This window comes from Ramlibacter humi, assembly GCF_004681975.1.
Lineage (GTDB): Bacteria > Pseudomonadota > Gammaproteobacteria > Burkholderiales > Burkholderiaceae_C > Ramlibacter > Ramlibacter humi.
The window spans coordinates 596,765-621,920 of record NZ_SMLK01000002.1 but is presented as its reverse complement, the minus strand read 5'-3'; the positions used below and the strand labels follow the sequence as shown (position 1 = coordinate 621,920).

The window sequence follows — 25,156 nt, the reverse complement described above, 5'->3', positions numbered from 1 at the left end:
GGCGCCTTCAGCGCGCGCCGCCGGCGCGCAGCTCTTCGGCCAGGCGAGTGCCCAACGCGGCGGCTTCTTCCAGGCTGCCCACCGCACCGCTGGCTTCGGCGCGCACCAGCCGGCCCGGCTGGTCCGGATCGCCCCATGCGCCGCGCAGTTGCAGCACTTCGCCCCGCAGCGTGGCATGCGCGGCCAGCGGCATGGAGCAGCTGCCGCCCATGGCGCGGCTGACCGCGCGCTCGGCCGCCACCGCGAGCCAGGTCACCTGGTGCGCCAGCGGCGAAAGGGCTTGCGCCACCGCCGCGTGATCGGCGCGCACTTCGATGCCCAAGGCACCCTGCCCCGCCGCGGGCAGCATCTCCGACGGTTCGAACACTGCGCGGATGCGGCTCTCCAGCCCCAGCCGCTTCAGCCCCGCCGCCGCCAGCACGATGGCGTCGTAGCCGCCTTCGTCCAGCTTGCGCAGGCGCGTGTCCAGGTTGCCGCGCAGCGGCTCGATGCGCAGGTCCGGCCGCAGCGCCTGCAGCAGCACCACGCGGCGCAGGCTGGACGTGCCGACCAGCGCGCCCTGCGGCAGGTCCTGCAGCTGCTGGTATCGGTTCGAGACGAAGGCGTCGCGCGGGTCCTCGCGCTCCATCACGCAAGCGAGCGCGAAGCCCTCGGGCAGGTCCATCGGCACGTCCTTGAGCGAGTGCACGGCCAGGTCGGCGCGGCCTTCCTCGAGGGCGACTTCCAGTTCCTTGACGAACAGGCCCTTGCCGCCGACCTTGCTGAGGCTGCGGTCCAGGATCTGGTCGCCGCGGGTGGTCATGCCCAGCAGCGACACCTCGTGCCCATGCGCGGCCAGCCGCGCCTTCACGTGCTCGGCCTGCCAGAGCGCCAAGCGGCTTTCGCGGGTGGCGATGGTGAACGTGCCCAATGCCGTAACCTGCCTGTCATCCTTCGGGGGGTGCCGATGCTAGCATCTGCGCTGCCCAAAATTTCAGCAGGCGGAGAGAGCCCCCTATGCCCCCACCCCCGCAGGACACGCCGGCGCGCCGCGCACGGGACAACGAGCGGCCGCTGGTCGAGGACATCCGCCTGCTGGGCCGCATCCTGGGCGACGTCATCCGCGAGCAGGAAGGCGTCGATGCGTACGAGCTGGTCGAGCGCATCCGCAAGCTCTCCGTCGCCTTCCGCCGCGACGCCGATCACGACGCCGACAAGGCGCTGAAGACGCTGCTGAAGACGCTCAGCGGCGACCAGGCCGTCAGCGTGATCCGTGCGTTCACCTACTTCAGCCACCTGGCCAACCTGGCCGAGGACCGCCACCACATCCGCCGCCGCGCCGTGCACGAGCGCGCCGGCGACACGCAGGAAGGCAGCATCGATGTGGCGCTGGCGCGGCTGCGCTGGGCCGGCATCCAGCCGCGCGCCATTTCGCAGACGCTGGCCACCAGCTACGTGTCGCCGGTGCTCACCGCGCACCCGACCGAAGTGCAGCGCCAGAGCATCCTGGACGCCGAGCGCGAGATCGCGCACCTGCTGGCCGAGCGCGACGAGATCAAGGCACGAGCGCTGCCGCGAGACGCCCTGGCGCCGCGCGAGCTGTCCGCGAACGAAGCGCAGATCCGCGCCCGCGTGATGCAGCTGTGGCAGACGCGGCTGCTGCGCTTCTCCAAGCTCACCGTGGCCGACGAGATCGAGAACGCGCTGTCGTACTACGAGGCCACCTTCCTGCGCGAGATCCCCAAGCTGTATGCCGGACTGGAGCGCGAGCTGGGCTCGCAACCCGTGGCCAGCTTCCTGCGCATGGGCATGTGGATCGGCGGCGACCGCGACGGCAACCCCAACGTGTCGGCGCAGACGCTGGAGCAGGCGCTGAGCCGCCAGTGCGAAGTCGCGCTGCGCCACTACCTGACGGAGGTGCACTTCCTCGGGCGCGAGCTGTCGATCTCTGCGCTGCTGGTGGACGTCACGCCGGAGATGCGCAAGCTGGCCGAGCGCTCGCCCGACCGCAGCGAGCATCGCGAGGACGAGCCGTACCGCCGCGCACTGGCCGGCATGTACTCGCGGCTGGCGGCCACGCTGAAGGAGCTGACCGGCGGCGACGCCGCGCGCCACCTGCTGCCGCCGCAGAACCCGTACCGCACGGCGGAGGAGTTCCACGCCGACCTGTGCACCATCCGCGACTCGCTGAAGGCCGGCCACTCCGGCGCGCTCACCGCGCACCGCCTGCAGCCGCTGATCCGCGCGGTGGAAGTGTTCGGATTCCACCTGGCCACCATGGACCTGCGCCAGAGCTCCGACCAGCACGAACTGGTGGTGGCCGAGCTGCTGGCCACCGCGCGCATCGAGCCGCACTACGCGAAACTGGCAGAGCCGGCGCGCCGCGAGCTGCTGCTGCGCCTGCTGAACGACGCGCGCCCGCTGCGCGTGGTCGGCGCCGAATACTCCGAATGGGCGCGGCACGAGCTCGCCATCTTCGAGACCGCGCTGCGCATGCGCGCGCGCTACGGCCGCGATGCGATCCGCCACTACATCATCAGCCACACCGAGGCCGTGAGCGACCTGCTGGAGGTGCTGCTGCTGCAGAAGGAAGCGGGCCTGCTGCGCGGCACGCTGGACGACCACGGCACCGCGGACCTGATCGTGGTGCCGCTCTTCGAAACCATCGAAGACCTGCGCAACGCCGCGCCCATCATGCGCGAGTTCTATTCGCTGTCCGGCATCGCGCGCCTGGTGCAGCGCTCCGGCGCCGAGCAGGACATCATGCTGGGCTACAGCGACAGCAACAAGGACGGCGGCATCTTCACCAGCAACTGGGAGCTGTACCGCGCCGGCACCGCGCTGGTGGCGCTGTTCGACGAGCTCTCGGCCACGCACCCGATCCGCCTGCGCATGTTCCACGGGCGCGGCGGCACCGTCGGCCGCGGCGGCGGCCCCAGCTACCAGGCCATCCTGTCGCAGCCGCCGGGCACGGTGCGCGGCCAGATCCGCCTCACGGAACAGGGGGAGGTCATCGGCTCCAAGTACGCCAACCCCGAGATCGGCCGCCGCAACCTGGAGACGCTGGTGGCCGCCACGCTGGAAGCCACGCTGCTGCAGCCCGGCAAGGCCGCGCCCAAGGCTTTCCTCGAAGCCGCCGAGACGCTGTCGCAAGCCGGCATGCGCGCCTACCGCTCGCTGGTGTACGAGACGCCCGGCTTCACCGACTACTTCTTCGCCGCCACGCCCATCCGCGAGATCGCCGAACTGAACATCGGCTCGCGGCCGGCATCACGCAAAGCCAGCCAGCGCATCGAGGACTTGCGCGCCATTCCCTGGAGCTTCAGCTGGGGCCAGTGCCGCGCCACGCTGAATGGCTGGTACGGCTTCGGTACCGCGGTGGAGGCGTTCCTCCACGCCGTTCGGCCTGAGCCTGTCGAAGGCCAGGGCAAGGCTTCGGCAAGCTCGGCCCGAACGGCCTATCGCGAGCGCGTCGCGCTGCTGCAGAAGATGTACCGCCAATGGCCGTTCTTCCGCGCGCTGCTGTCGAACATGGACATGGTGCTGGCCAAGAGCGACCTGGCGCTGGCTTCGCGCTACGCCGACCTGGTGAGCGACACGCGCCTGCGCAAGAAGGTGTTCGGCCTGATCGAGGCCGAGTGGCATCGCACGGTCGACGCGCTGGCATTGATCACGGGCGAGAAGCAGCGGCTGGCGGGCAACGCGGCCCTGCAGCGGTCGATCCGGCACCGCTTTCCGTACATCGACCCGCTGCACCACCTGCAGGTGGAACTGGTGCGGCGCTACCGCGCCGGACAGGCGGACGAACGCGTGCGCCGCGGCATCCACATCTCGATCAACGGCATCGCGGCGGGGCTGCGCAATACCGGCTAGGTTCCGAGCAGCTCGCCCACGGGCTTGAGCTGCTCCACGCGGTCGCAGACTGCCTTGATCACCATCATGATCGGGATGCCCAGCAGCAGGCCCCACACGCCCCACAGCCAGCCCCAGAACAGCACGCCGATGAACACGGACACGGCGTTCATGCGGCTGGCCTTGCTGGTGAGCCACGGCACCAGCAGGTTGCCTTCCACGGTGTGGATCAGCAGCGAGACGCCCACCACCCACATCGGCAGCTCGATGTCGCCCGACTGCACGAAGGCCGCGAAGCCCGCCGCGAGGGTGATGAGGATGGAGCCCACGTAAGGCACCAGGTTCAGGATGCCCGCCACCACGCCCCACACGGCCGCGTGCTTCAGGCCCAGCATGCCGAAGGCCACGCCGCTGGCGATGCCCACGCCCACGCTGGCCAGCAGCTGCACCAGCAGGTAGCGCTGGATCTGCACGTTGATCTCGTCGAGCGCCTGCACGGTCAGCTTCTTCTCGGTGAGGCTCGGCCCGGTGATCTTCACCAGCTTGCGCCGGAAGGTGTCGCCCGACATCAGCAGGAAGTACGTGAGGAAGGTGACGAGCGTCACCTGGCCGACGACGGTGGCCAGGCCGATGCCGCCCGTCCACAGGTGCTCGCGGATGTCGAAGCGGCTCTTCTCGACGACGACGCGCTGCACGCCGCGCGGCGCGCCCGGCGCCGGCATGGTGGTGTTGGCCGACTCGGTGGCCTTCTCCAGTTCGGCCGCCGCACGCTGCACCTGGTCCAGCGGCGTGCGCTTGCTCGTGCGCTGCTCGATCCTGTCGCGCACGCGCTGGGCGGCGGCGGGCAGCGAGTCGATCAGCTCGTTGGCGTCGTCCACCAGCGAATACATCGCGACGGCGCCGCCCGCCAGGATGGCGGTGATCAGCACCGCCGCGCCCACCGCGCGCGGGATGCGCACGCGGGCCATGGCTTCGACCACGGGCGACAGCGCGTAGTAGAAGACGAATCCGAGCATCAGCGGGATGAAGAAAGCGCTGGCCCACTTCAGCACCGCCAGCACGGCCAGCGTGCACAGCACGACGAGGGCGACGCTGCGCGGGTTTTCGTGCACGTGCAGCAGGACGTGCGGCGGCTCCGTGGGATCGATGTCCTGCGGCGGGGGCACCGCCGCCAGGACCTGCTGTACTTGCTGTTCCTCGTTCATGGGGACGTCCAGGCACCTTTACCGAGCCCCCATGCCCTCCCTACCTTGCCAGCGCCTCGCGCACCGCCGTCAGCTGCCGCCGTGAAACCTGCAGCAGCTCATCGATGCCGTTGAGCCGCACCGCCCAGCCCTCGCCCTCTTCGGGGTCGTCGTGCTTTTCCAGCGCCCTCACCGCCCGGCGCGCCACCAGCGCGTTGCGGTGGACGCGCAGGAACTGCGCGGCGTGGCGCTCTTCCAGTTCGCTGAGCGACGCGTCCAATATATAGCTTCTGGATGCGGTACGGACCGTGATGTATTTGAGTTCGGCCTTGAAATAGAGAACCTCCGACAGCGGAACCCGCTCCGTCCTACCCCGGTCCTGGATGACGAGCGTGTCCGGCGTGTCGCCGGCCGCGGGACGCCGGCCGGCAAGCAGTCTTTCGACTTTCTGCAGCGCGATCTGCAGGCGTTCCAGCCGCACCGGCTTGGTCAGGTAGTCGGCGGCTTCCAGGTCGAAGGCGGCCACCGCGTGTTCCGCGTGCGCGGTGACGAACACCACCGCCGGCGGCCGCAGCATGCCGCGCAAGGCATGCGCCAGCGCCAGCCCATCCGCGCCGGGCATGCGCACGTCCAGCAGCACCGCGTCGTAGATGCCGCGGCGCAGCGCCTCCATCGCCTCGGTCGCATTGGCCGCCTCGCCCGCGGCCACCGCGGCGGGCGCGCGGCAATCGCCCAGCAAGGAGCGCAGGCGGGATCGCGCCAGGGATTCGTCGTCCACCACCAGAACCTGCAGGCTCTCGTTCATGCCGGGACCTCCATCCTCACCTGGTAGATGCCGTCCTTCAGGACGGTGCGGAACTGCGCCTGCACGTCGTGCAGCAACCGGAGACGGTCGCGCACATTGTCTTGTGCCACGCCATTGCCGGGAAGCCCCTGGCCCGCGGGAACGGTGTTGGTGACCTTGATGACCACGCTGCCGCCGCGAAGCTGGGTGCTGATGCGCACTTCCGCCCCGGTGGGACTGGGCTCCACCCCGTGCTTGACGGCGTTCTCCACCAGCGGCTGCAGCAGCAGCGGCGGCACCTTGGCCGCGCCGGCCCGCGGGTCGATCGCCCACTCCACCCGGAGCCGGTCGCCGAAGCGCACCTGCTCGATGGCGAGGTAGCGGCGCGCCAACGCCACCTCCTCGTCCAGCGTCACGGCTTCGCCCCGCTCGGTGAGCGCGTGGCGGAACAGGTCGCTCAGGTCCTCCAGCACGGTCTCGGCGAGGGCCGGGTCCTCGCGCACCAGCGCGATGGCGGAATTGAGGGTGTTGAACAGGAAATGCGGCTGGATGCGCGCCTGCAGCTCCGACAGGCGAGCGGCGGTCGCGGCCGGCATGCGGGACTTGGCGCGCAGCACCAGGCCCACCACCAGCGCGGCGGCCAGCAGCGCGCCGGCGCAGGCCGAGGCCAGCCAGGGCGCGTCGGCCGGCAGGGACATCAGCACCAGCAGCCCGCAGCCGTACAGGCCGGCCAGCGCTCCCATCGCCACGCCCACGCCCTGCTGGACCCAGGCCGGCAGGCGCGCCAGCAGCCGCTTGAAGGCGCAGCCCACCACCAGCCAGGCCAGGGTGCCCGGCAGTGCGGCGCCGCTGAGGGCGGCCACCCGCGCCAGCCAGCCGGGCGCCCCGCCGGGGCCGAACATCGCGCCCACCGCCATCACGGTCTCGACGAACAGCACGGCGCGCAGCACCACGCCCACCTGGCAGGCGTCGAACAGCAGCACCTGGCGCTCGGGCGGGGGCGGCGGCTCGGGCCGGCCGGCGAGGTCCTGGAAGGCCGATAAAATTTGCGAGTCGTTCATCGATGAGGCGGGATTGGCCCAAATTATTGGTGAATCCTCCGCCAGCCCATCACGGGCCAACCCCAAAGCGGCACCAACCGCGCCCGCCGCCCTCCGTCATGTCGCAACTCGATCACAAGTCCCAGGCCTGGTCGGCCCTGTTCTCCGAACCCATGAGCGACCTGGTCAAGCGCTACACGGCCAGCGTGGACTTCGACAAGCGCCTCTGGCAGGCCGACATCCAGGGCTCGCTGGCCCATGCCGGCATGCTAGCCGCGCAGGGGATCATCCCCGCCGGCGACCTGGCCGAGATCCAGCGCGGGATGGCGCAGGTGAAGCAGGAGATCGAGTCCGGCGCCTTCGAATGGAAGCTGGACCTGGAGGACGTGCACCTCAACATCGAGGCTCGCCTGACGCAGCTGGTGGGCGATGCCGGCAAGCGCCTGCACACCGGCCGCAGCCGCAACGACCAAGTCGCCACCGACGTGCGCCTGTGGTTGCGCGGCGAGATCGACGTGCTGTCCGGCCTGCTCACCGAGCTGCAGAAGTCGCTGCTGGCGCTGGCGGAACAGAACGCCGACGTCATCCTGCCCGGCTTCACGCACCTGCAGGTGGCGCAGCCCGTGAGCTTCGGCCACCACATGCTGGCCTACGTGGAGATGTTCTCGCGCGACGCCGAGCGCCTGGCCGACGTGCGCAAGCGCGTCAACCGCCTGCCGCTGGGCGCCGCCGCGCTGGCCGGCACCAGCTACCCGCTGGACCGCGAAGCCGTGGCAAAGGCGCTGGGCATGGAAGGCGTCTGCCAGAACTCGCTGGACGCGGTGAGCGACCGCGACTTCGCCATCGAATTCACCGCCGCGGCCACGCTGGCCATGGTGCACGTCTCGCGCCTGTCCGAAGAGCTGGTGCTGTGGATGAGCCAGAACTTCGGCTTCATCCGCATCGCCGACCGCTTCACCACCGGCTCGTCGATCATGCCGCAGAAGAAGAACCCGGACGTGCCGGAACTCGCGCGCGGCAAGACCGGCCGCGTGGCCGGCCACCTGGTCGCGCTGGTCACCCTGATGAAGGGCCAGCCGCTGGCCTACAACAAGGACAACCAGGAAGACAAGGAACCGCTCTTCGACACGGTGGACACGCTGCGCGACACGCTGCGCATCTTCATCGAGATGATGGGCGGCATCACCGTGAACAAGGAAGCGATGGAAGCCGCCGCGCGCAAGGGCTTCGCCACCGCCACCGACCTGGCCGACTACCTGGTGAAGAAGGGCCTGCCCTTCCGCGACGCGCACGAGGTGGTCGCCCACGCGGTGAAGACCGCGCAGGCCATGGGCGTGGACCTGTCGGAACTGCCGCTGGCCAAGCTGCAGGAGTTCAATGCCTCCATTGGGCAGGACGTGTTCCAGGTGCTGTCGCTGCGCGGCTCGCTGGACGCTCGCAACGTGGTGGGCGGCACCGCTCCCGCGCAGGTGCGCGCGCAGGTCGCGCGCCACCGCCAGCGCCTGGGCTGAGCGCCCCGGGCGCGGCCGTGAGCAAAATTGCAACCCGGCCCAAGAAGATTCAAACCGGCGCGCGCGGCCGCGCTTAAGCTGCGCGCTGGAGGAGACGCCCTTGCCCAAGATCACCAACATCGAAGACCTGCGCGTGCTCGCGCAGCGCCGCGTGCCGCGCATGTTCTACGACTACGCCGACTCCGGCTCGTGGACCGAGAGCACCTACCGCGCCAACGAGGACGACTTCAACCGCATCCTGTTCCGCCAGCGCGTGGCGGTGAACATGGAAGGCCGCAGCACCAGGACCACCATGATCGGCCAGCCGGTGGCGATGCCGGTCGCTATCGCGCCCACGGGCCTGACCGGCATGCAGCATGCCGACGGCGAGATCCTGGCGGCGCGCGCGGCCAAGAAGTTCGGCATCCCGTTCACGCTGTCGACCATGAGCATCTGCTCCATCGAGGACGTGGCCCAGGGCACGGACAACCACCCGTTCTGGTTCCAGCTGTACGTGATGCGCGACCGCGCCTTCATCGAAAGGCTGATCGACCGCGCCAAGGCGGCCAACTGCTCCGCGCTGGTGCTGACGCTGGACCTGCAGATCCTGGGCCAGCGCCACAAGGACATCAAGAACGGCCTGTCGGCGCCGCCCAAGCTCACGATCCCGAACATGCTCAACCTCATGACCAAGCCGCGCTGGTGCATGGCCATGCTGGGCACGCAGCGGCGGCAGTTCGGCAACATCGTCGGCCACGTCAAGGGCGTGGAGAACATGGGCTCGCTGTCCGAGTGGACCGCCAAGCAGTTCGACCCGCGCCTGTCGTGGGACGACGTGGCGTGGATCAAGAAGCGCTGGGGCGGCAAGCTCATCCTCAAGGGCATCCAGGACGCCGAGGACGCGCAGCACGCCGTGGACAGCGGCGCCGATGCGCTGATCGTCTCCAACCACGGCGGCCGCCAGCTCGACGGCGCGCCCTCGTCCATCTCGGCGCTGCCGGAGATCGCGCAGGCCGTGGGCTCGCGCATCGAGGTGCACATGGACGGCGGCATCCGCTCCGGCCAGCACGTGCTCAAGGCGGTGGCGCTGGGCGCGCGCGGCGTCTACATCGGCCGCGCCATGCTGTACGGCCTGGGCGCGATGGGCCAGGAAGGCGTGGAGAAGGCGCTGGAGATCATCCGCAACGAGCTCGACCTGTCGATGGCCTTCTGCGGCCGCACCGACATCAACGCCGTGGACACCGGCATCCTGCTGCCGGGCAGCTACCCCACCGGCAAGCCGGCGGGGCTTTGACGATGCGGGCGGCAGGCAAGCTGGACGCCATCGCGGCGGAAATGCGGGCCGCGCAGGACGCTTGCCAATCCCTCCCCACGGTCACTTCGCGGTACACGGATTTCAGCGTCGACGACGGCTATGCGGTCGCGGCGCGCATCCATCAATCGCGCCTGGCGGCGGGCGCCAGCCCGCGCGGCCGCAAGATCGGCTTCACCAACGCCAACATCTGGCCCGAGTACGGCGTGCACCAGCCGATCTGGGGCTACGTCTACGAGCACACGCTGGCCGACGCGAAGGACGGCGAAGCGGCATTGAGCCTCGCCGGCCTGGCGGAGCCGAAGATCGAACCCGAGGTCGCGTTCGGCCTGCGCGCCACGCCACCGGCCGGCGCGGACGTGCAGGCGCTGCTGGATTGCATCGAGTGGGTCGCGCCCGCGTTCGAGATCGTGCAGTCGCATTTCCCGGGCTGGAAGTTCCAGGTCGCGGACACAACGGCGGCCAGCGGCCTGCATGGAAGACTGGTACTCGGCACGCGTGTACCGCTTTCGTCGCTGGGCGACGATCCGGCCGCGGTGCTGGCGGCGTTGACGGTGGGCCTGCATCGCGACGGCCAGCACGTGGAGACGGGCCGAGGCAGCAACGTGCTGGGCAGTCCGCTCGCGGCGCTGGGGCACCTGGTCGCGGTGCTCACGGGACAAGGCGCCGAAGCCGCGCTGCGCCCGGGCGAAGTGGTGACCACGGGCACCGTCACTGCCGCCTATGCGGTGTCGCCCGGCCAGTCGTGGGCCATGGTGCCGGCCGGCGTGCCGCTGCAACCGCTGCGGCTGGCGCTCACCGGCTGACGCGCTTCTTCAGCGCGACCGCCCGTCGTAGTGAGTGACGGGCACCTTCTCCAGGTCGATGCCTTCCAGGCAGCGCACGTTCACGGCCGCCATCGGCTGCCCGTCCGGCCCCACCGCTTCCGCGTATGGATGGATGCCGCAGACCTTGCAGAAGCGGTGCTTGATCAGGTGCTTGTTGAATTCGTAGGTCGCGGCGTTCTCGTCCGGCGTCTGCAGCTTCAGCTGCGGGCGCGGGATGAACCACAGGAGCGAGCCTTTCCGCTGGCAGATCGAGCAGTTGCACGCCATCGCGCTCTTGATCTCGCCTTCGGCTTCGTAGGCCACGTTGCCGCAATGGCAGCTTCCCCGGTATTTCATCTCGTCTCCTGGTTCCGGTTACCGGGCCATTGTGCGGCCGGCGCCGCGCGCTCGGCGAAAATCCCGGACGCCGTGACCGAGAAGCTGCGCCGCATCGCCCACCTGGACATGGACGCGTTCTTCGCGTCCGTGGAGCTGCTGCGGTATCCGCAGCTCAGGGGGCTGCCGGTGGTCATCGGCGGCGGCCGGCGCAGGGTCGACGAGATCATCCGCGAGCGCTACGCGGAGCGGCCGCTGTCCGAGATCCCGCCCGAGGCGTTTCCGCTGCTGAAGGACTACGTCGGCCGGGGCGTCATCACCACCGCGACTTACCCCGCGCGCGTGTTCGGCGTGGGTTCCGCGATGGGCATGATGAAGGCGGCGAAGCTGGCGCCCGACGCCATCGTGCTGCCCGCCGACTTCGACGAGGTGCGGCGCGTGTCGCGCGCCTTCAAGGCGGTGATCCGCGACATCGCGCCGCTGGTGGAGGACCGCGGCATCGACGAGGTCTACATCGACTTCACCGACGTGCCCGGCGGCCAGCGCGAAGGCGGCCGCGTGCTGGCGCGCCTGATCCAGAAGGGCATCTTCGAAGCGACCCGGCTCACCTGCAGCATCGGCGTGGCGCCCAACAAGCTGATCGCCAAGATGGCCAGCGAGTTCAACAAGCCCAACGGCATCTCCATCGTCTTCGAGGAAGACGTGCAGGCGAAGATGTGGCCGCTGGCGGTGCGCAAGATCAACGGCATCGGGCCCAAGGCCGAAGCCAGGCTGCACAAGCTGGGCGTGCAGACCATCGGCGAGATCGCGGCCAAGGACGTGGCCTGGCTGGTGGAGAACTTCGGCCGCAGCACCGGCCACTGGATGCACCACGCCGCCTGGGGCCGCGACGACCGCCCCGTGGTCACCGAGAGCGAACCGGTGTCCATGAGCCGCGAGACCACGTTCGACCGCGACCTGCATGCGGTGCGCGACCGCGCGGAGCTGGGCGCCATCTTCACCCAGCTCTGCGAGCACGTGGCCGAAGACCTGCGGCGCAAGGGCTACGTCGGCAAGACCATCGGCATCAAGCTGCGCTACGACGATTTCCGCATCGCCACGCGCGACCAGACCATCGGCCACTTCACCGACGACCCGCGCGAGATCCGCCGCATCGCGGGCCAATGCCTGAAACGCGTGCCGCTGGACCAGCGGCTGCGCCTGCTGGGCGTGCGCGTGGGCAAGCTCGCGCGCACGGAAGAGGTGGCGGCGATAGCGGCCGCGGCGCCTTGCGTGGCTGAGCCCATCCCCGACCTGTTCACGCAGGGCTGAACCCGCGCCAGCTCAGCCGGCGACGATTTCGTCCTGGTGGTTGGCGATGTGGAAGGCGTGCGCCAGCGAGTAGTCGCCTTTGGACAGCGCGCCGTACGCGAAATGCGGCTTCAGCGCGCCCTGGTTGGCCTGGAAGCGGCCGATCGCGTGGCGCAACCGCAGCGCTGAAAGCCTCCAGTCCGCGCCGGCGCTCAGCGCTGGCGCGCCCGGGATGGGCTCGGCCAGGCCGTGGCTCATCCGGCCGCGCCACTTGAACACCGCGAAGGCGGCACTCCCCGCGGTGTGCTGGAACAGCTCGCTCTTCGGTTGCGGGAAGCCGTCCAGGCTCATCTCGACGCTTTGCGCCAGGTGGTCCAGCACAGCCGACAACGGCCACGCGCCCGTGGCGCGAACGGCCGGTGCCCGCTCCAGGCCGTCGAGCCAGCGCAAGGCGCCGTCCAGGGACTGCACGCGGGGTTCATCGGCCATGGCGGTAGCTCCCGGGAAGGCGAAGGCGGACACAACAAGGAAATCACGGCGGCGCATCGGCGGCGATGGTAGGCGCGCCGGCTCAGCCGGACAAGGGAGTCGCCGAGAGCGCTCCTACTAAAGTCGCCGCGCGTTGCCTACAGCCCGGGCGGGGACCACGGCTTACCTTGGAAGGCGAGTCCTACGGAAGAACAAAATGAACGTGAAGCCCCAACGCCGCGCCGGCGCCGCGGCCTTTCTGCTGGCAGTGGCCTCGGCCTTCGGCGCCCTGCCCGCCACCGCGCAGACCGCGCCTGCCGTGCGCCTTGCCGCCGCCCCCGCCATCGACGCGCTCGAAGTGAACGCCGACGCCGGCCTGCAGCCAGGCTCCGTGCTGGAATTCAGCATGCGCGGCACGCCCAACGGCATCGCGCGCGCCGAAGTGCGCGACGCCGGCGTGTCCGTCGCCCTGCGCGAGACCCGGCCCGGCATCTACACCGGCCAGTACACCGTCCGCCGCACCGACCGCCTGAAGCCCACCAGCCTGGTGCGCGGCGAACTGACCGTCGCCGGGCGTACCCGGAACTCCGACTTCCGCCTGCCGCCTTCATTCGCACAGGCGCCGGCCGAACCGGCGCTGATGCCGGTGCCCACGACGCAGGTGCCCACGCTGCACCTGGACCGCTTCAGCGCACCGTCGGTGGACCGCCTGGTGCCCGGTACTGAATTGCGCTTCGCGATCGAAGGAACGCCCGGCGCCTACGCGACCGTGCAAGTGCCGGGCCTCCCGACGCCGGTGCAACTGCGCGAGCAACGCCCCGGGCACTACGCCGGCCAGTACGTGCTGCGCCAGCAGGACGCGGTGGGCGACGGCCCCGTGATCGCGACGCTGCGCGCGGGCGAGCGCACCGTCACGGCGCAACTGGCGCGGCCGCTGGTCGTGGCGGTGCCGGGCAACACCATGGGTGCTGCGCCGATGTCAGTGCTGCCGCTGCAGGTGATCAGCCCCGGGCCCAACGCCGCCATCGATGCGAGCCAGGTCGTGGTGCAGGGCCGCACGGCGCCGGGGGCCAGCGTGCACGTGCGCGTGGACGCCATCGCACCCGTGGCCGTCGGCCGTTCCGCCGTGGCGCAGACGCTGCCGCCGCAGACGGTGCAGGCCGACGCCAACGGCAACTTCAGCTTCAACTTCGGGCCGGTGCGCGCGCAGCCCGGCACGCGGTTCGAGGTCAACCTCTCCGCCGCGCAGGGCGCGCAGTCCACGCCCGAGCAGCGGATCGTGCTGTTCCAGCGAAGCTGATCTCCTCTTCGGTCGCGCGCTCCCCGAATCCCCCATGGACCTGACGCGGATCCACTGCATCAAGGAATGGCAGGTGCGCCACCGGCGCACGCATTCGCTGGAATCCCGCGCGTGGGACGTGCTGCTCACGGTGTGGGTGATGGGCTGGATCGGCTGGCTGCCGGCGTACGCGCTGGACGCGCTGTGGGCGCTTCCGCTGTGCCTGGTGGCGATGCTCGGTCCCGACCTGTACGTGGCGTGGCGCGCCCGCTGGCACCGCCTCAACCGACTGCGCTGCGACTGGCTGCCCGCGGCTTCATTGCCGCGCCGTCCGCACGTTCGCGGGTAGCGGCAACGGGTGGCTGGTGCGCAGCGGGTTGATGTCCAGCCCGCCGCGGCGCGTGTAGCGCGCGTACACGGCCAGCTTGGTGGGCCGGCAGCGCCGGCGGATGTCCATGAAGATGCGCTCCACGCACTGCTCGTGGAATTCGTGGTGGTTGCGAAAGCTCACCAGGTACCGCAGCAGCCCACCCTGGTCGATCTGCGGGCCGGAGTAGCGCACCTGCACCGAGCCCCAGTCGGGCTGGCCCGTCACCAGGCAGTTGCTCTTGAGCAGGTGGCTGACCAGCGTTTCGTCCACGGGCTTCTCGTCGAGGGCGGCCGTCAGCAACTCCGGGTTGGGCGTGTACTCGGTGCACTCGATGTCCAGGCGGTCCACGTTCAAACCATCCATCTCGTGCACCTGCTGCTGGTCGAACGCATCCGGCGACACCAGCCGCACGCCGACCGAGGCCGAACCCGCGCCGCCGCGCCACACCGCTTCCGAAACGTCGGCGCGCAGCCGGGCCGACACCTCTTCGGCGCCGGCGAAGCGCGTGTTGGTGAAGCTGTTGAGGTACAGCTTGAACGACTTGCTCTCGACGATGTTGGGCGTCTCGCAAGGCACCGTGAAATGCGCGATGGCCACCGCGGGCTTGCCGCGCGGCGTGAGCCAGCTCAACTCGTACGCGGTCCACAGGTCGGCGCCGAAGAACGGCGGCTGGCCGGCGACGCCGATCTCGTGCCGCTTGGGCGCGCGCGGGATGGGGTACAGCAGGTCGGGCGCGTACTCGTCGCGGTAAGGCGCGGGCTTGCCGAGCAGCGAGTCTTCGGGGACGTTGTCCATCACGGGGCAGTCTGCCGCAGGTGCGGCCGCACGGATTCGAGCAGGCGATCGACCACGCCCGGCGGAAGGTCATGGCCCATGCCGGGTACCGGCACCAGCTTCGCGCCCGGGATGCGCCGCGCCGTGTCGTGGCCGCAGGCGAAAGGCACCAGCGGGTCGTCCTGGCCATGCACCACGAGCGTCGGCGCCTGGATGCGGGCCAGCAGCGCGGCGCGCGCGTCGTCGGCGGCGACCGCCGTCATCTGGCGCAGCGTGCCGCCGGGGTCGTAGGCGCGGCGGTGCGCCAGCCGCACGCGATCGCGCAATTGCGCCTCGTCGAGCGGGAAGCCGGGGCTGGCGATGGCACGCAGCAGGCGCATCGTGTGGTCCACGATGGCGTCCTCGCTCCTGCCGCCCGGCCGCGCGAGCAAGGCCTTGAGCACGTGCGGCTGCGGCCCCGGCAGGCCACGCGCGCCGCTGGAACTCATGATGCTGGTGAGCGACAGCACGCGCTCTGGCGCCGCGATGGCGATGCGCTGCGCGATCATGCCGCCCATGCTGACGCCGACCACGTGAGCCTTTGCTATGGCCAGCGCGTCCAGCACGCCGATGGCATCGGCCGCCATGTCGGCCAGGGTGTAGGGCGCGCGCACGCGCATGCCGAAGCGGTGGCGCATCGATTCCACGAAGAGGTTCGGCACGCCCAGGTGGCGGAAGTGCTGCGACAGGCCGACGTCGCGGTTGTCGAAGCGGACCACGCGGAACCCGTCTTCCTGCAGCGCCGCCACGAAGGGCGCCGGCCACGCGACCAGCTGCATGCCCAGGCCCATGACGAGCAGCACCGCCGGGCGGCCGGCCTCGCCGGTGTCCTCGACTTCGATCGGATGGCCGTTGGCCTGGACCCTCATAGGCGCGCGGCGCTCACTCGAAGCGCCGTTCGCGCAGCCACTTGGTGGCGATCCACTTCTCGCCCACCACGACGGGCGCGCCGCCGTGCAGCGTCTTGGTGGACGGGTGGGCGCGGTCGTAGCTGAAGAACACGCCGTGCCCGCGCTTGGGGAACACTTCCAGGTGCACGTCGGGGAACGTCGTGCCGCCGCCCTTCTCGGGCTCGCCCAGGTACATGATCAGCGTGCCCACGCGCTGGCCGCCGCGCTTGAGGATGGTGGGCGTACCCGGCTCCTTCGGGTCGAAGTAGTCGTAGTGCGGCTTGTACTCGGCGCCCGGCCTGTAATGCAGCACCTGCAGGCCTTCGCCGTTTTCCTCGGGCCAGTGCACGAGCCTGGCCAGGCGCGCTTCGATGCGGCGCACCAGGTCGTTCTCGCCGCGCTGGAAGAACATGCCGTTGCTGGTGCGGTCCTCGTTCACTTCCTCGCCGCCGGTCTTGGTGGCCACGGTGAGCGAGCGCGCCATGCGGGGACGGGCCAGCGCGATGAGCTCGTCGCATTCCTCGTCGGACAGCAGGTTGCCGAACACGACGACGCGCGGGTTGTACATGTTCTGCAGCACGTGCACGCGCCGGTCGCCCGTGTCGACGTACAGGGGCGAGTCGTCCAGCTTGGGATCCGGCACCGGCACCGAAGGCGGCAGGCCTTCCGCCGCCGCCTTGGTTTCCAGGTGGTCGCGCAGCGTGCTTTCCATCGCTTCGATGGCGACTTCCTCCTGCCAGCCCGACGCCAGCATGGACTGCAGCACCGACTCGGCGCTGTGGCCGGCCTGCGCCTGTTCCACGATCCACTGGCGCAGCTGAGGGGTGATCTGCTGGTGCGTCTGGGTGCTCATGGCTGCATTTTCCTTCGGAACACCAGTTTGCCGGGGGAAGAGGCCGTTGCGTCGAAACGGTAACCGTCGAGGTCGAAAGCTTCCAGGCCCTGCGGCGTGCCGACCCGGCGGGTGATGGCGAACCGGGCCATGCGCCCGCGCGCCTTCTTGGCGAAGAAACTGATGACCTTCCAGCCGTCTTTCCAGTCCTCGAACACGCACTCGACCACCCGGGCTTTCAGCGCTTTCAGGTCCACCGCGCGGAAATACTCCTGGGAGGCCAGGTTCACGATCACCGGCGACGCGTCGGCCGCCAGGTCTTCGTTCAGCCGCTCGGCAATGCCGGGACCCCAGAAACGGTAGAGGTTGTCGGCGCGGCCGACTTTCAGCGCGGTGCCCATCTCCAGGCGGTAGGGGCGGATACGGTCGAGCGGGCGCAGCACGCCGTGCAGGCCCGAGAGGATGCGCAGGTGCTGCTGCGCCCAGCCGAGGTCGCCGGCGGACAGCTTGCGCGCCTCCAGCCCGTCGTAGACGTCGCCGTTGAAGGCCAGCACGGCCTGGCGCGACTGCCCGTCCGTGAAGTCGGGCGCCCAATCGCGGTAACGCCCCACGTTGAGCTCGGACAGCGCGGGGCTCAGGTCCATCAGCTGCGAAACCTGCCGGGCCGACTTGCGTCGCAGCACGGCGATCAGCTTTTCCGAGCGGTCGACGAAGTCCGGCATCGTGGCCGGGACGTCCGCGGGCAGCGGCGACTCGTAGTCCAGCGTCTTGGCCGGCGAGATCAGGAACAGCATCGGGAGTCTTATTTCCAGGCGCGCAGCAGCAGCCACTGCGCCGCGGCCGACACCACCACCATGGCGGCGTACGTGGCCATCTTGCCGTCGCGGCTGAAGAACCACAGGCCCGCGCCCAGCACCAGTGCGGCGGCCGCGAACACCACCAGCATCTGCCACGGCCAGGCCGGTCCTTTCAGGCGGCGCAGCATCAGGCGCGCCATGGGCGGCAACACCAGGGCGAGGAAGGCGGCGGGGGCAAGAAAGCCGCAAACGTGGACGAGCAGGTCGAGGGGGCCCATGCGGCAGGGTCTTGATTCAAGCCAAGTGCTTGAAATAGCGAGGAATTTTATAATCCCCGCCATGGCAGTCTGGGCATTGGGCATCAACCATACGACCGCCCCGCTGGACCTGCGCGGGCGGTTCGCGTTCGCCATCGACCAGATCGCCCCGACGCTGGGGTCCCTGCGGCAAAGCCTGCAGGGCCGGCTGGCCCGCCAGCCCGAGGCGGCCATCCTGTCCACCTGCAATCGCACCGAGATCTATTGCGCTGGCCCCGAGCACGGGCTGGAGCCGACCATCGAGTGGTTGGCGCATTCCGGCGGCGTGCCGCCGGGCCTCTTGCGCTCGCACGCGTACACCTTGAGCGACGGCATGGCCGCACGGCATGCTTTCCGCGTCGCCAGCGGCCTGGATTCCATGGTGCTGGGCGAAGCGCAGATCCTGGGCCAGCTGAAAGACGCGGTGCGCGTGGCCGACGAAGCCGGCGCGCTGGGCACCACGCTCAACCAGTTGTTCCAGCGCTCGTTCGCGGTGGCCAAGGAAGTGCGCACCGCCACCGAGATCGGCGCGCATTCCATCAGCATGGCCGCCGCCGCCGTGCGCCTGGCCGGCCAGCTGTTCGAGGACCTGGGCAAGATCAAGGTGCTGTTCGTCGGCGCCGGCGAGATGATCGAGCTGGCCGCGACGCACTTCGCCGCGAAGAACCCGGCGCGCATCGCCATCGCCAACCGCACGCTGGAACGCGGCGAGAAGCTGGCCACGCGCTTCGGCGGCGAGGTGATGCGTCTGGCCGACCTGCCCGCGCGGCTGCACGAGTTCGACGCCGTCATCAGTTCCACCGCCAGCCAGCTGCCCATCATCGGGCTGGGCGCGGTGGAACGCGCCATCAAGGCGCGCAAGCACCGCCCGATGTTCATGGTCGACCTGGCCGTGCCGCGCGACATCGAGCCCGAGGTCAAGGCGCTGGAAGACGTGTACCTGTACACGGTGGACGACCTGGCCCACGTGGTGCAGGCCGGCAGGGAACAGCGCCAGGCGGCGGTGGCGCAGGCCGAGGCCATCATCGATGCCGGCGTGCAAAGCTTCCTGCACTGGGTGGACCAGCGCCGCGCGGTGCCGCTGATCCAGCAGCTGAACGCCCAGGCCGACGAGTGGCGCAGCGCGGAGATCGCCCGCGCCCGCAAGCTGCTGGCCCGCGGCGAGGACGTGGACGCGGTGCTGGAAGCCCTGTCGCGCGGCCTCACGCAGAAGATGCTGCACGGCGCAATGGCCGAGCTGCACGGCGGCGACGCGCAATCGCGCGAGCGCGCCAGCAGCGCGATCGAGCACTTTTTCCTGCGCAAAGAGCGTTAGCGACGCGGCGCGCCCTGCGGGCGCATGACCTCGCTTCGCGTCGATGACAAATGACGAATCAAGGCGGCGGTCATGGCGCGCAGCGCCGTCATTGAGCGAAGCGAAGTCATCCGTCATCCGTCCATCCGTCATGAAGCCATTTCTACGCCAGCAACTCGAACGCTACCCCGTGCGGCTGCAGGAGCTCGACTTCTTCCTGCAGCAGCCGGAAGTGGTGAACGACATGGAGCGCTTCCGCGCGCTCACGCGCGAGCACGCGGAAGTGAGCGAAGTCGCGGGCGCGTTCCAGCAGTTCAAGCAGCGCGAAGCGGATCTCGCGCAGGCGCGCGAGCTGCTGGACGACGCCGACATGGCGGAGATGGCGCGCGAGGAAGTGGCCGCGCTCGAAAGCGAGCTGCCGGGACTGGAAGACGATCTGCAGAAACTGCTGCTGCCCAAGGACCCGGACGACGTGCGCAACACGTTCCTGGAAATCCGCGCGGGCACAGGCGGCGACGAATCGGCGCTGTTCGCCGGCGACCTGCTGCGCATGTACACGAAGTACGCCGAGCGGCAACGCTGGCGCGTGGAGATCGTCAGCGAGAGCGAAGGCGAAGTCGGCGGCTACAAGGAAGTGGTGCTGCGCGTGGTGGGCGACGGCGTGTACGGCAAGCTGAAGTTCGAGTCGGGCGGCCACCGCGTGCAGCGCGTGCCCACGACCGAAGCGCAAGGCCGCATCCACACCAGCGCGTGCACGGTGGCCGCGCTGCCCGAGCCCGACGAGGCGCAGGCGGTGCAGATCAACCCGGCCGACCTGCGCATCGACACCTTCCGCGCCAGCGGCGCGGGAGGCCAGCACATCAACAAGACCGATTCGGCGGTGCGCATCACGCACATCCCGACCGGCATCGTGGCCGAGTGCCAGGACGACCGCTCGCAGCACCGCAACAAGGCCAAGGCGCTGCAGGTGCTGGCCGCGCGCATCCGCGAGAAGGAGCGCAGCGAGCGCGCCGCGAAGGAAGCCGCCACCCGCAAGGGGCTGATCGGCAGCGGCGACCGCAGCGACCGCATCCGCACCTACAACTTCCCGCAAGGGCGGGTCACCGACCACCGCATCAACCTCACCCTCTACAAGCTGACGTTCGTGATGGAAGGCGAACTGGACGAACTGATCGAAGGCCTGCTGCTCGCGCGCAAGGCCGAGCAGCTGGAAGAGCTGGAGATCGGCCTGGGCGCGCCGGCGGCATGAGGATCGACGAAGCGCTGCGCGAAGCGGCCGTTGCGGGCGTGCAGCGGCTGGATGCGCAGTTGCTGATGCTGCATGTGCTGGGTCGTGGCTCTGGCGAAAGAGCGTGGCTGCTGGCGAACGACGATGCGCCGCTGGATGGCACGGTGCTGGAGAGCTTCCGCTCGCTTTGTTCGCGCCGCATCGCCGGTGAGCCGGTGGCTTATCTCGTCGAGGAGCGCGAATTCTTCGGATTGCCGTTGCGCGTCGATGCACGCGTGCTCGTGCCGCGGCCCGAAACGGAACTGCTGGTGGAGTGGTCGCTGGAAGTCCTGCAAGACCGTGCAGCGCCCCAGGTGGTCGACTTGGGAACCGGCAGCGGCGCCATCGCCCTGGCGATCGCCCATGCGCGCCGAGATGCGCCCGTGACCGCGACGGACGCCAGCGAAGGCGCGCTGCAGGTGGCGGCGGCGAATGCGCAGCGGCTGGGCCTGGCCGTTGCGTTCCGGGCCGCCCGGTGGCTCGACGGCCTGCCCGGCGGCTTCGACCTGGTGGTGAGCAACCCGCCCTACATCGCCACCGGCGACCCGCATTTGCCCGCGCTGTCGCATGAGCCTTCTTCCGCGCTGGTGGCGGGCGCGGATGGCCTGGACGACCTGCGCGAGATCGTGCGCACCGCACCGGGGCACCTGCGAGCCGGCGGGTGGCTGCTGCTCGAGCACGGCTGGGACCAGGCAGCCGCCGTGCGCGGCCTGCTGCAGGCGGCCGGATTCCGCGATGTCGGAAGCCGCCGCGACCTGGCGGGCATCGAGCGCTGCTCCGGCGGGAAATGGCTTGAACCGGGATAATCGGCACCCATCTGCGGGGCAGAGCGCCCCGCACCGCACAGGAGATCCGAGATGAGCGACGTCCAGCAACGCATCGACCAGCTGGTGAAGAACAACGACGTGCTGCTGTTCATGAAGGGCAGCGCCAGCTTTCCCATGTGCGGCTTTTCCGGCCGCGCGATCCAGATCCTGAAGGCCTGCGGCGTCGACCCGAAGGCCGTCGCCACCGTGAACGTGCTGGAGGACGACGAGGTCCGCCAGGGCATCAAGGAATACAGCAACTGGCCCACCATCCCGCAGCTGTACGTGCGCGGCGAGTTCATCGGCGGCTCGGACATCATGATGGAGATGTACCAGTCGGGCGAGCTGCAGCAGGTGCTGGGCTCCAACGCCGGCGCGGCGCAGGGCTGAAGCCGCTAGCAGCCGCGCCGCGCGGCTGCCAGGACCAGTCGCGTTTGGCTGACAGCCGGTCGCGATGGCGGTCCGTCCCGTTGAACTCTGGCACGGCCTATGCTGGAATGAACCCCAGCAGTCGTGCAAGGAGTTGCGTGAATGGACAACCGAAGTCTGGTTCCCCATCAGCCATCCGAGTTCAAGCTTCCCATCGCCCACTGGCGGAACGTCTTCCGCCCTCATGACGTGGAGCGAAAGCTCGCGAAGCTTCCCCAGAAAGACCACGAGAACCTGCGCGCCACGTACGAGCGCATGCTCGAACGCGGGCCCGAGCGTTTTCAGGTCAAGCCCAGCGGCATCCCCGACATGGCCGCGCTCTACGAAGCGCTGCCCAATTTCACCGAAGCCCTTGACGACGTGAAGCGCCACGTCGCGCTGTCGCAGGACAGCCGCGACGGGCTGGAGGTCACGCCCATGCTGTTGCTGGGCCCGCCGGGCATCGGCAAGACGCACTTCGCGCGCCACCTGGCCGACCTGCTGGGCACGGGCATGAGCCTGGTGCCCATGAGTTCCATGACGGCGGGCTGGCTGCTGTCGGGCGCGTCGTCGCAGTGGAAAGGCGCCAAGCCCGGCAAGGTGTTCGAAGCCATCGTGGACGGCCAGTACGCCAACCCGGTGATCGTGGTGGACGAGATCGACAAGGCTTCGGCCGATGCGCAGTACGACCCGCTGGGCGCGCTGTATGGCCTGCTGGAACACGACACCGCGGGTTCGTTCATGGACGAGTTCGCCGAGGTGGCCATCGACGCCAGCCAGGTGATCTGGATCATGACGGCCAACGACGAGCGCTGCATCCCCGAGCCCATCCTCAACCGCATGAACGTGTTCGAGATCGAGCCGCCCTCGTTCGAGGCCGCGCGGCAGATCGCGCGCAACCTGTACCGCTCGATCCGCGGCGATCACGGCTGGGGTGGGCGCTTCTCGCCGGAACCGGCGGACGACCTGCTGGACGTGCTGGCCGAACTGGCGCCGCGCGAGATGCGGCGCGCGCTGATGACGGGTTTCGGCAACGCGCGCCTGGACCAGCGCGAAGCCATCTCGGTCGAAGACCTGCCCAAGGCCGGCACGGCCAAGGGCCGCATCGGCTTCCTGCAGTAGCAGTGGCCGCGTTCTAGCTGCGCTCGCCGAGCTTCGGCGGACTGGGGTCCTTGAACTCCCACTGCCTGCCCGCGCCGAGCACGGCGTTGGGGTACGGCGCCTGCCCGCGGCTGCCGTTGTAGCGGCCCAGCGACATGAACAGGTCGCCGCGCTCGCGGTCGACATAGTGGCGCAGGATCACGCAGCCGAAGCGCAGGTTGGTCTGCATGTGGAACAGCTTGCCGGGATCGCCGTCGCCGATCAGGCGGCTCCAGAACGGCATCACCTGCATGTAGCCGCGCGCGCCCACGCGGCTGACCGCGAACTTGCGGAAGTTGCTCTCCACCTGGATCAGGCCCAGCACCAGGCCGGGGGCCAGGCCGGCGCGCCGCGCTTCGTACCAGACCGTCTGCAGGAATTCCTTGCGCTCCTGCCAGTCGACCTTGCGGCGCGCGAGGCGCGGGCTCATCTCGCCCAGCCATCGCAGGTAGGCCAGGCGCGCATCGGTGCTGGCGAACTCGGGAACCGGCGGCGCCGAATTGGCGATGGCCGAACTGAGCGCAGTGCGAACGGAATCGGCGAGCGGTTCCTCGACCTGCGCGCCCGCGCGCGACAACGAAGGCGCGAAAGGCAGCAGGCAGGCGGCGGCGCCGGCGAGCGCCGCGCGCCGGCGCATCACGCCTGCAGGCGCCCGCGCAGGAAGGCGAACACCTCGCCCGCGGGCACCTTGGTGGCGGCTGCGTCGCGCCGGTGCTGGTATTCCAGCTGGCCTTCCTTCAGGCCGCGGTCGGAGATGACCACGCGGTGCGGCACGCCGATCAATTCCCAGTCGGCGAACATCGCGCCTGGGCGCTCGCCGCGGTCGTCCAGCATCACGTCGACGCCGGCGGCGGCCAGGTCGTCGTGCAGCTTCTGCGCGGCGGCCTTCACTTCCTCGCTGCGGTCCATGCCGATGGGGCACAGCACCACGGTGAACGGCGCGATGGCGTCGGGCCAGATGATGCCGCGCGCATCGTTGTTCTGCTCGATGGCGGCCGCGGGCAGGCGCGTGATGCCGATGCCGTAGCAGCCCATCTCCATCAGCTGCGGCTTGCCGGTCTCGTCGAGGAACGTGGCCTGCATGGGCGCGCTGTACTTGGTGCCCAGGTAGAAGATGTGGCCGATCTCGATGCCGCGCTCGATGGCGAGCCTGCCTTTGCCGTCGGGCGACAGGTCGCCTTCGACGACGTTGCGCAGGTCGGCCACCGCGTCGGGCTCGGGCAGGTCGCGGCCCCAGTTGACGCCGGTGAGGTGGAAGCCTTCGTCGTTGGCGCCGCACACCCAGTCGGCCATGGCGGCGACTTCGCGGTCGGCGACGACCTTCACCGGCTTCTTCAGGCCGATGGGGCCCAGGTAACCGGGAGGCGTGCCGAAGTGATCGACGATCTCGGCGACGGTGGCGAAGCGGAAGCCCACGTCCAGGCCGGGCACCTTGCCGACCTTGATCTCGTTCATGTCGTGGTCGCCGCGCAGCAGCAGCAGCCACACCTGCGTGCCCTTCGGGTTGCCTTCGTCGTCCACCTGGTCGGTGGCCAGCACCAGCGACTTCACCGTGCGCTGCAGCGGCAGCGAGAGGAATTGCGCGACGTCGGCGCAGGTGCTCTTGCCCGGCGTCGGCGTCTTCTCCATCTTCTGCGCGGCGGCGGGACGCGGGCCCGCGGGCGCCAGCGCTTCGGCCTTCTCGATGTTGGCGGCGTACTGGCTGTCGGGGCAGTAGACCACGGCGTCCTCGCCCGTCGCGGCGATGACCTGGAATTCCTCCGACAGGTCGCCGCCGATGGCGCCGCTGTCCGCGGCCACGGCGCGGTAGCGCAGGCCGAAGCGGTCGAACGCCGCGCGGTACGCCTTGGCCATGACTTCGTAGCTGGCCTTGGCCGACGCCGCGTCGCGGTCGAAGCTGTACGCGTCCTTCATGATGAATTCGCGGCTGCGCATGACGCCGAAGCGCGGGCGGCGTTCGTCACGGAACTTGGTCTGGATGTGGTACAGGTTCCTGGGCAGCTGCTTGTAGCTGCGCAGTTCCTGCCTCGCGACGTCGGTGACCACTTCCTCGCTGGTGGGCTGGATGATGAAGTCGCGGTCGTGCCGGTCCTTCACGCGCATCAGCTCGGGACCCATCTTCGACCAGCGGCCCGTCTCCTGCCAGTACTCGGCGGGCTGCACGACGGGCATCAGCAGTTCGACGGCGCCGGCGCGGTTCATCTCTTCGCGCACGATCTGCTCGACCTTGCGCACCACGCGCAGGCCCATGGGCATCCAGGTGTAGATGCCGGCGCCCAGCTTCTTGACCATGCCCGCGCGCATCATGAGCTGGTGGCTGACCACCTCGGCGTCGGCGGGCGCTTCCTTGAGCGTGGAAATGAGGAACTGGGAGGCTTTCATTCGGCGGGAATCAACGCGGGAAGACGGGGAAAACGGGAAGG

At 69.7% G+C, this 25,156-nt stretch carries 25 protein-coding genes; 12 read left to right on the top strand and 13 right to left on the bottom strand.

Annotation, left to right across the window (positions count from 1 at the left end; genetic code table 11):
* Positions 1-7: 7 nt before the first annotated feature.
* On the bottom strand, positions 8-910 hold the full coding sequence (gene hemC, locus EZ216_RS10360) for a hydroxymethylbilane synthase (RefSeq protein ID WP_135249655.1): 903 nt from the start codon (positions 908-910) through the stop codon (positions 8-10).
* A gap of 86 nt (positions 911-996) precedes the next feature.
* Between hemC and ppc the strand changes: the two genes are divergently transcribed.
* Complete coding sequence (gene ppc, locus EZ216_RS10355; RefSeq protein ID WP_135249654.1) at positions 997-3,852, top strand: phosphoenolpyruvate carboxylase; 2,856 nt, start codon at positions 997-999, stop codon at positions 3,850-3,852.
* Here the strand turns inward: ppc and EZ216_RS10350 are convergent.
* Genes EZ216_RS10350 through EZ216_RS10340 form a run of 3 tightly spaced genes read right to left on the bottom strand, consistent with a single transcriptional unit; the run spans position 3,849 to position 6,860 of the window.
* A complete protein-coding gene (locus EZ216_RS10350) occupies positions 3,849-5,036 on the bottom strand; it encodes an AI-2E family transporter (protein WP_135249653.1) in 1,188 nt (395 codons plus the stop codon). The two genes, ppc and EZ216_RS10350, sit on opposite strands and share 4 nt — an antisense overlap.
* Positions 5,037-5,076: 40 nt before the next feature.
* Positions 5,077-5,820 carry a LytR/AlgR family response regulator transcription factor gene (locus tag EZ216_RS10345; protein ID WP_205959653.1) on the bottom strand — a complete coding sequence of 248 codons (744 nt, stop codon included), beginning with the start codon at positions 5,818-5,820 and terminating at the stop codon, positions 5,077-5,079.
* On the bottom strand, positions 5,817-6,860 hold the full coding sequence (locus tag EZ216_RS10340; protein WP_135249652.1) for a sensor histidine kinase: 1,044 nt from the start codon (positions 6,858-6,860) through the stop codon (positions 5,817-5,819). Before EZ216_RS10340 ends, EZ216_RS10345 begins: the two co-directional genes overlap by 4 nt.
* Before the next feature lie 98 nt (positions 6,861-6,958).
* On the opposite strand from EZ216_RS10340, the gene argH reads away from it, so the two are divergent.
* From argH to EZ216_RS10325, 3 genes are all read left to right on the top strand, one after another.
* Entirely contained in the window at positions 6,959-8,350 is a 1,392-nt protein-coding gene (gene argH, locus EZ216_RS10335; protein WP_135249651.1) for an argininosuccinate lyase, read from the top strand.
* 100 nt (positions 8,351-8,450) lie between these two features.
* Positions 8,451-9,623: an alpha-hydroxy acid oxidase gene (locus EZ216_RS10330; RefSeq protein WP_135249650.1), complete on the top strand. Its 1,173-nt coding sequence runs from the start codon at positions 8,451-8,453 to the stop codon at positions 9,621-9,623.
* Between the two features lie 2 nt (positions 9,624-9,625).
* Positions 9,626-10,447 (top strand): 2-keto-4-pentenoate hydratase, encoded by an 822-nt coding sequence (locus EZ216_RS10325; protein ID WP_135249649.1) that lies wholly within the window; start codon positions 9,626-9,628, stop codon positions 10,445-10,447.
* 9 nt (positions 10,448-10,456) lie between these two features.
* Here EZ216_RS10325 and EZ216_RS10320 read toward each other — a convergent pair whose 3' ends face one another.
* A complete protein-coding gene (locus tag EZ216_RS10320) occupies positions 10,457-10,804 on the bottom strand; it encodes a GFA family protein (protein WP_135249648.1) in 348 nt (115 codons plus the stop codon).
* 108 nt (positions 10,805-10,912) lie between these two features.
* Between EZ216_RS10320 and EZ216_RS10315 the strand changes: the two genes are divergently transcribed.
* Positions 10,913-12,094 carry a Y-family DNA polymerase gene (locus tag EZ216_RS10315; RefSeq protein ID WP_239024344.1) on the top strand — a complete coding sequence of 394 codons (1,182 nt, stop codon included), beginning with the start codon at positions 10,913-10,915 and terminating at the stop codon, positions 12,092-12,094.
* Between the two features lie 12 nt (positions 12,095-12,106).
* On the opposite strand, the gene EZ216_RS10310 is transcribed toward EZ216_RS10315, so the two are convergent.
* Entirely contained in the window at positions 12,107-12,562 is a 456-nt protein-coding gene (locus EZ216_RS10310) for a DUF1569 domain-containing protein (protein WP_239024330.1), read from the bottom strand.
* A 196-nt stretch (positions 12,563-12,758) separates the two neighbouring features.
* Between EZ216_RS10310 and EZ216_RS10305 the strand changes: the two genes are divergently transcribed.
* Together EZ216_RS10305 and EZ216_RS10300 are read left to right on the top strand one after the other, a co-directional pair.
* A complete protein-coding gene (locus tag EZ216_RS10305; RefSeq protein WP_135249645.1) occupies positions 12,759-13,841 on the top strand; it encodes a hypothetical protein in 1,083 nt (360 codons plus the stop codon).
* Between the two features lie 34 nt (positions 13,842-13,875).
* A complete protein-coding gene (locus EZ216_RS10300; protein ID WP_135249644.1) occupies positions 13,876-14,169 on the top strand; it encodes a hypothetical protein in 294 nt (97 codons plus the stop codon).
* On the opposite strand, the gene queF is transcribed toward EZ216_RS10300, so the two are convergent.
* From queF to EZ216_RS10275, 5 genes are read right to left on the bottom strand one after another with little or no spacing between them, the layout of a single operon-like run.
* Complete coding sequence (gene queF, locus EZ216_RS10295) at positions 14,137-14,985, bottom strand: NADPH-dependent 7-cyano-7-deazaguanine reductase QueF (protein ID WP_135249643.1); 849 nt, start codon at positions 14,983-14,985, stop codon at positions 14,137-14,139. The two genes, EZ216_RS10300 and queF, sit on opposite strands and share 33 nt — an antisense overlap.
* Entirely contained in the window at positions 14,985-15,872 is an 888-nt protein-coding gene (locus tag EZ216_RS10290) for an alpha/beta fold hydrolase (RefSeq protein WP_135249642.1), read from the bottom strand. Before EZ216_RS10290 ends, queF begins: the two co-directional genes overlap by 1 nt.
* 13 nt (positions 15,873-15,885) lie before the next feature.
* Positions 15,886-16,746: a 2OG-Fe(II) oxygenase gene (locus EZ216_RS10285; protein WP_135249641.1), complete on the bottom strand. Its 861-nt coding sequence runs from the start codon at positions 16,744-16,746 to the stop codon at positions 15,886-15,888.
* Positions 16,743-17,519, bottom strand: coding sequence for a peroxide stress protein YaaA (gene yaaA, locus EZ216_RS10280; RefSeq protein ID WP_135249640.1), 777 nt, complete (start codon positions 17,517-17,519; stop codon positions 16,743-16,745). Before yaaA ends, EZ216_RS10285 begins: the two co-directional genes overlap by 4 nt.
* Positions 17,520-17,527: 8 nt before the next feature.
* Positions 17,528-17,800, bottom strand: a complete 273-nt coding sequence (locus tag EZ216_RS10275) for a hypothetical protein (RefSeq protein WP_135249639.1) — start codon at positions 17,798-17,800, stop codon at positions 17,528-17,530.
* A 61-nt stretch (positions 17,801-17,861) separates the two neighbouring features.
* Here EZ216_RS10275 and hemA point away from each other — a divergent pair, with 61 nt between their 5' ends.
* The 5 genes from hemA to EZ216_RS10250 all read left to right on the top strand — a co-directional run bounded on the left by hemA (position 17,862) and on the right by EZ216_RS10250 (position 22,715).
* Entirely contained in the window at positions 17,862-19,133 is a 1,272-nt protein-coding gene (hemA, locus tag EZ216_RS10270; protein WP_135249638.1) for a glutamyl-tRNA reductase, read from the top strand.
* Positions 19,134-19,263: 130 nt separating this feature from the next.
* Positions 19,264-20,361, top strand: a complete 1,098-nt coding sequence (gene prfA / locus EZ216_RS10265) for a peptide chain release factor 1 (protein WP_135249637.1) — start codon at positions 19,264-19,266, stop codon at positions 20,359-20,361.
* Complete coding sequence (prmC, locus tag EZ216_RS10260; RefSeq protein WP_135249636.1) at positions 20,358-21,185, top strand: peptide chain release factor N(5)-glutamine methyltransferase; 828 nt, start codon at positions 20,358-20,360, stop codon at positions 21,183-21,185. The genes prfA and prmC overlap by 4 nt, the downstream gene beginning before the upstream one ends.
* Positions 21,186-21,236: 51 nt before the next feature.
* Entirely contained in the window at positions 21,237-21,575 is a 339-nt protein-coding gene (gene grxD, locus EZ216_RS10255) for a Grx4 family monothiol glutaredoxin (RefSeq protein WP_135249635.1), read from the top strand.
* A 141-nt stretch (positions 21,576-21,716) separates the two neighbouring features.
* Positions 21,717-22,715, top strand: a complete 999-nt coding sequence (locus tag EZ216_RS10250) for an AAA family ATPase (protein WP_135249634.1) — start codon at positions 21,717-21,719, stop codon at positions 22,713-22,715.
* Between the two features lie 13 nt (positions 22,716-22,728).
* Here EZ216_RS10250 and EZ216_RS10245 read toward each other — a convergent pair whose 3' ends face one another.
* Positions 22,729-23,370 carry a lytic transglycosylase domain-containing protein gene (locus tag EZ216_RS10245; protein WP_135249633.1) on the bottom strand — a complete coding sequence of 214 codons (642 nt, stop codon included), beginning with the start codon at positions 23,368-23,370 and terminating at the stop codon, positions 22,729-22,731.
* The gene (locus EZ216_RS10240) at positions 23,370-25,115 is read right to left on the bottom strand and encodes a proline--tRNA ligase (RefSeq protein ID WP_135249632.1); all 1,746 of its coding nucleotides are present in this window, start codon (positions 25,113-25,115) and stop codon (positions 23,370-23,372) included. The genes EZ216_RS10245 and EZ216_RS10240 overlap by 1 nt, the downstream gene beginning before the upstream one ends.
* Between the last annotated feature and the right edge of the window lie 41 nt (positions 25,116-25,156).

Excerpts from the sequence above, each read along its gene's own strand:
- hemA (WP_135249638.1), top strand. The coding sequence starts at position 17,862 with ATGGCAGTCTGGGCATTGGGCATCAACCATACGACCGCCCCGCTGGAC.
- ppc (WP_135249654.1), top strand. The coding sequence starts at position 997 with ATGCCCCCACCCCCGCAGGACACGCCGGCGCGCCGCGCACGGGACAAC.
- EZ216_RS10275 (WP_135249639.1), bottom strand. The coding sequence starts at position 17,800 with ATGGGCCCCCTCGACCTGCTCGTCCACGTTTGCGGCTTTCTTGCCCCC.
- prfA (WP_135249637.1), top strand. The coding sequence starts at position 19,264 with ATGAAGCCATTTCTACGCCAGCAACTCGAACGCTACCCCGTGCGGCTG.
- EZ216_RS10315 (WP_239024344.1), top strand. The coding sequence starts at position 10,913 with ATGGACGCGTTCTTCGCGTCCGTGGAGCTGCTGCGGTATCCGCAGCTC.
- argH (WP_135249651.1), top strand. The coding sequence starts at position 6,959 with ATGTCGCAACTCGATCACAAGTCCCAGGCCTGGTCGGCCCTGTTCTCC.
- EZ216_RS10305 (WP_135249645.1), top strand. The coding sequence starts at position 12,759 with ATGAACGTGAAGCCCCAACGCCGCGCCGGCGCCGCGGCCTTTCTGCTG.
- EZ216_RS10300 (WP_135249644.1), top strand. The coding sequence starts at position 13,876 with ATGGACCTGACGCGGATCCACTGCATCAAGGAATGGCAGGTGCGCCAC.
- EZ216_RS10245 (WP_135249633.1), bottom strand. The coding sequence starts at position 23,370 with ATGCGCCGGCGCGCGGCGCTCGCCGGCGCCGCCGCCTGCCTGCTGCCT.
- EZ216_RS10285 (WP_135249641.1), bottom strand. The coding sequence starts at position 16,746 with ATGAGCACCCAGACGCACCAGCAGATCACCCCTCAGCTGCGCCAGTGG.
- queF (WP_135249643.1), bottom strand. The coding sequence starts at position 14,985 with ATGGACAACGTCCCCGAAGACTCGCTGCTCGGCAAGCCCGCGCCTTAC.
- EZ216_RS10340 (WP_135249652.1), bottom strand. The coding sequence starts at position 6,860 with ATGAACGACTCGCAAATTTTATCGGCCTTCCAGGACCTCGCCGGCCGG.
- grxD (WP_135249635.1), top strand. The coding sequence starts at position 21,237 with ATGAGCGACGTCCAGCAACGCATCGACCAGCTGGTGAAGAACAACGAC.
- EZ216_RS10310 (WP_239024330.1), bottom strand. The coding sequence starts at position 12,562 with ATGGCCGATGAACCCCGCGTGCAGTCCCTGGACGGCGCCTTGCGCTGG.
- EZ216_RS10325 (WP_135249649.1), top strand. The coding sequence starts at position 9,626 with ATGCGGGCGGCAGGCAAGCTGGACGCCATCGCGGCGGAAATGCGGGCC.
- prmC (WP_135249636.1), top strand. The coding sequence starts at position 20,358 with ATGAGGATCGACGAAGCGCTGCGCGAAGCGGCCGTTGCGGGCGTGCAG.
- EZ216_RS10350 (WP_135249653.1), bottom strand. The coding sequence starts at position 5,036 with ATGAACGAGGAACAGCAAGTACAGCAGGTCCTGGCGGCGGTGCCCCCG.
- EZ216_RS10250 (WP_135249634.1), top strand. The coding sequence starts at position 21,717 with ATGGACAACCGAAGTCTGGTTCCCCATCAGCCATCCGAGTTCAAGCTT.
- yaaA (WP_135249640.1), bottom strand. The coding sequence starts at position 17,519 with ATGCTGTTCCTGATCTCGCCGGCCAAGACGCTGGACTACGAGTCGCCG.
- EZ216_RS10320 (WP_135249648.1), bottom strand. The coding sequence starts at position 10,804 with ATGAAATACCGGGGAAGCTGCCATTGCGGCAACGTGGCCTACGAAGCC.
- EZ216_RS10345 (WP_205959653.1), bottom strand. The coding sequence starts at position 5,820 with ATGAACGAGAGCCTGCAGGTTCTGGTGGTGGACGACGAATCCCTGGCG.
- EZ216_RS10240 (WP_135249632.1), bottom strand. The coding sequence starts at position 25,115 with ATGAAAGCCTCCCAGTTCCTCATTTCCACGCTCAAGGAAGCGCCCGCC.
- EZ216_RS10290 (WP_135249642.1), bottom strand. The coding sequence starts at position 15,872 with ATGAGGGTCCAGGCCAACGGCCATCCGATCGAAGTCGAGGACACCGGC.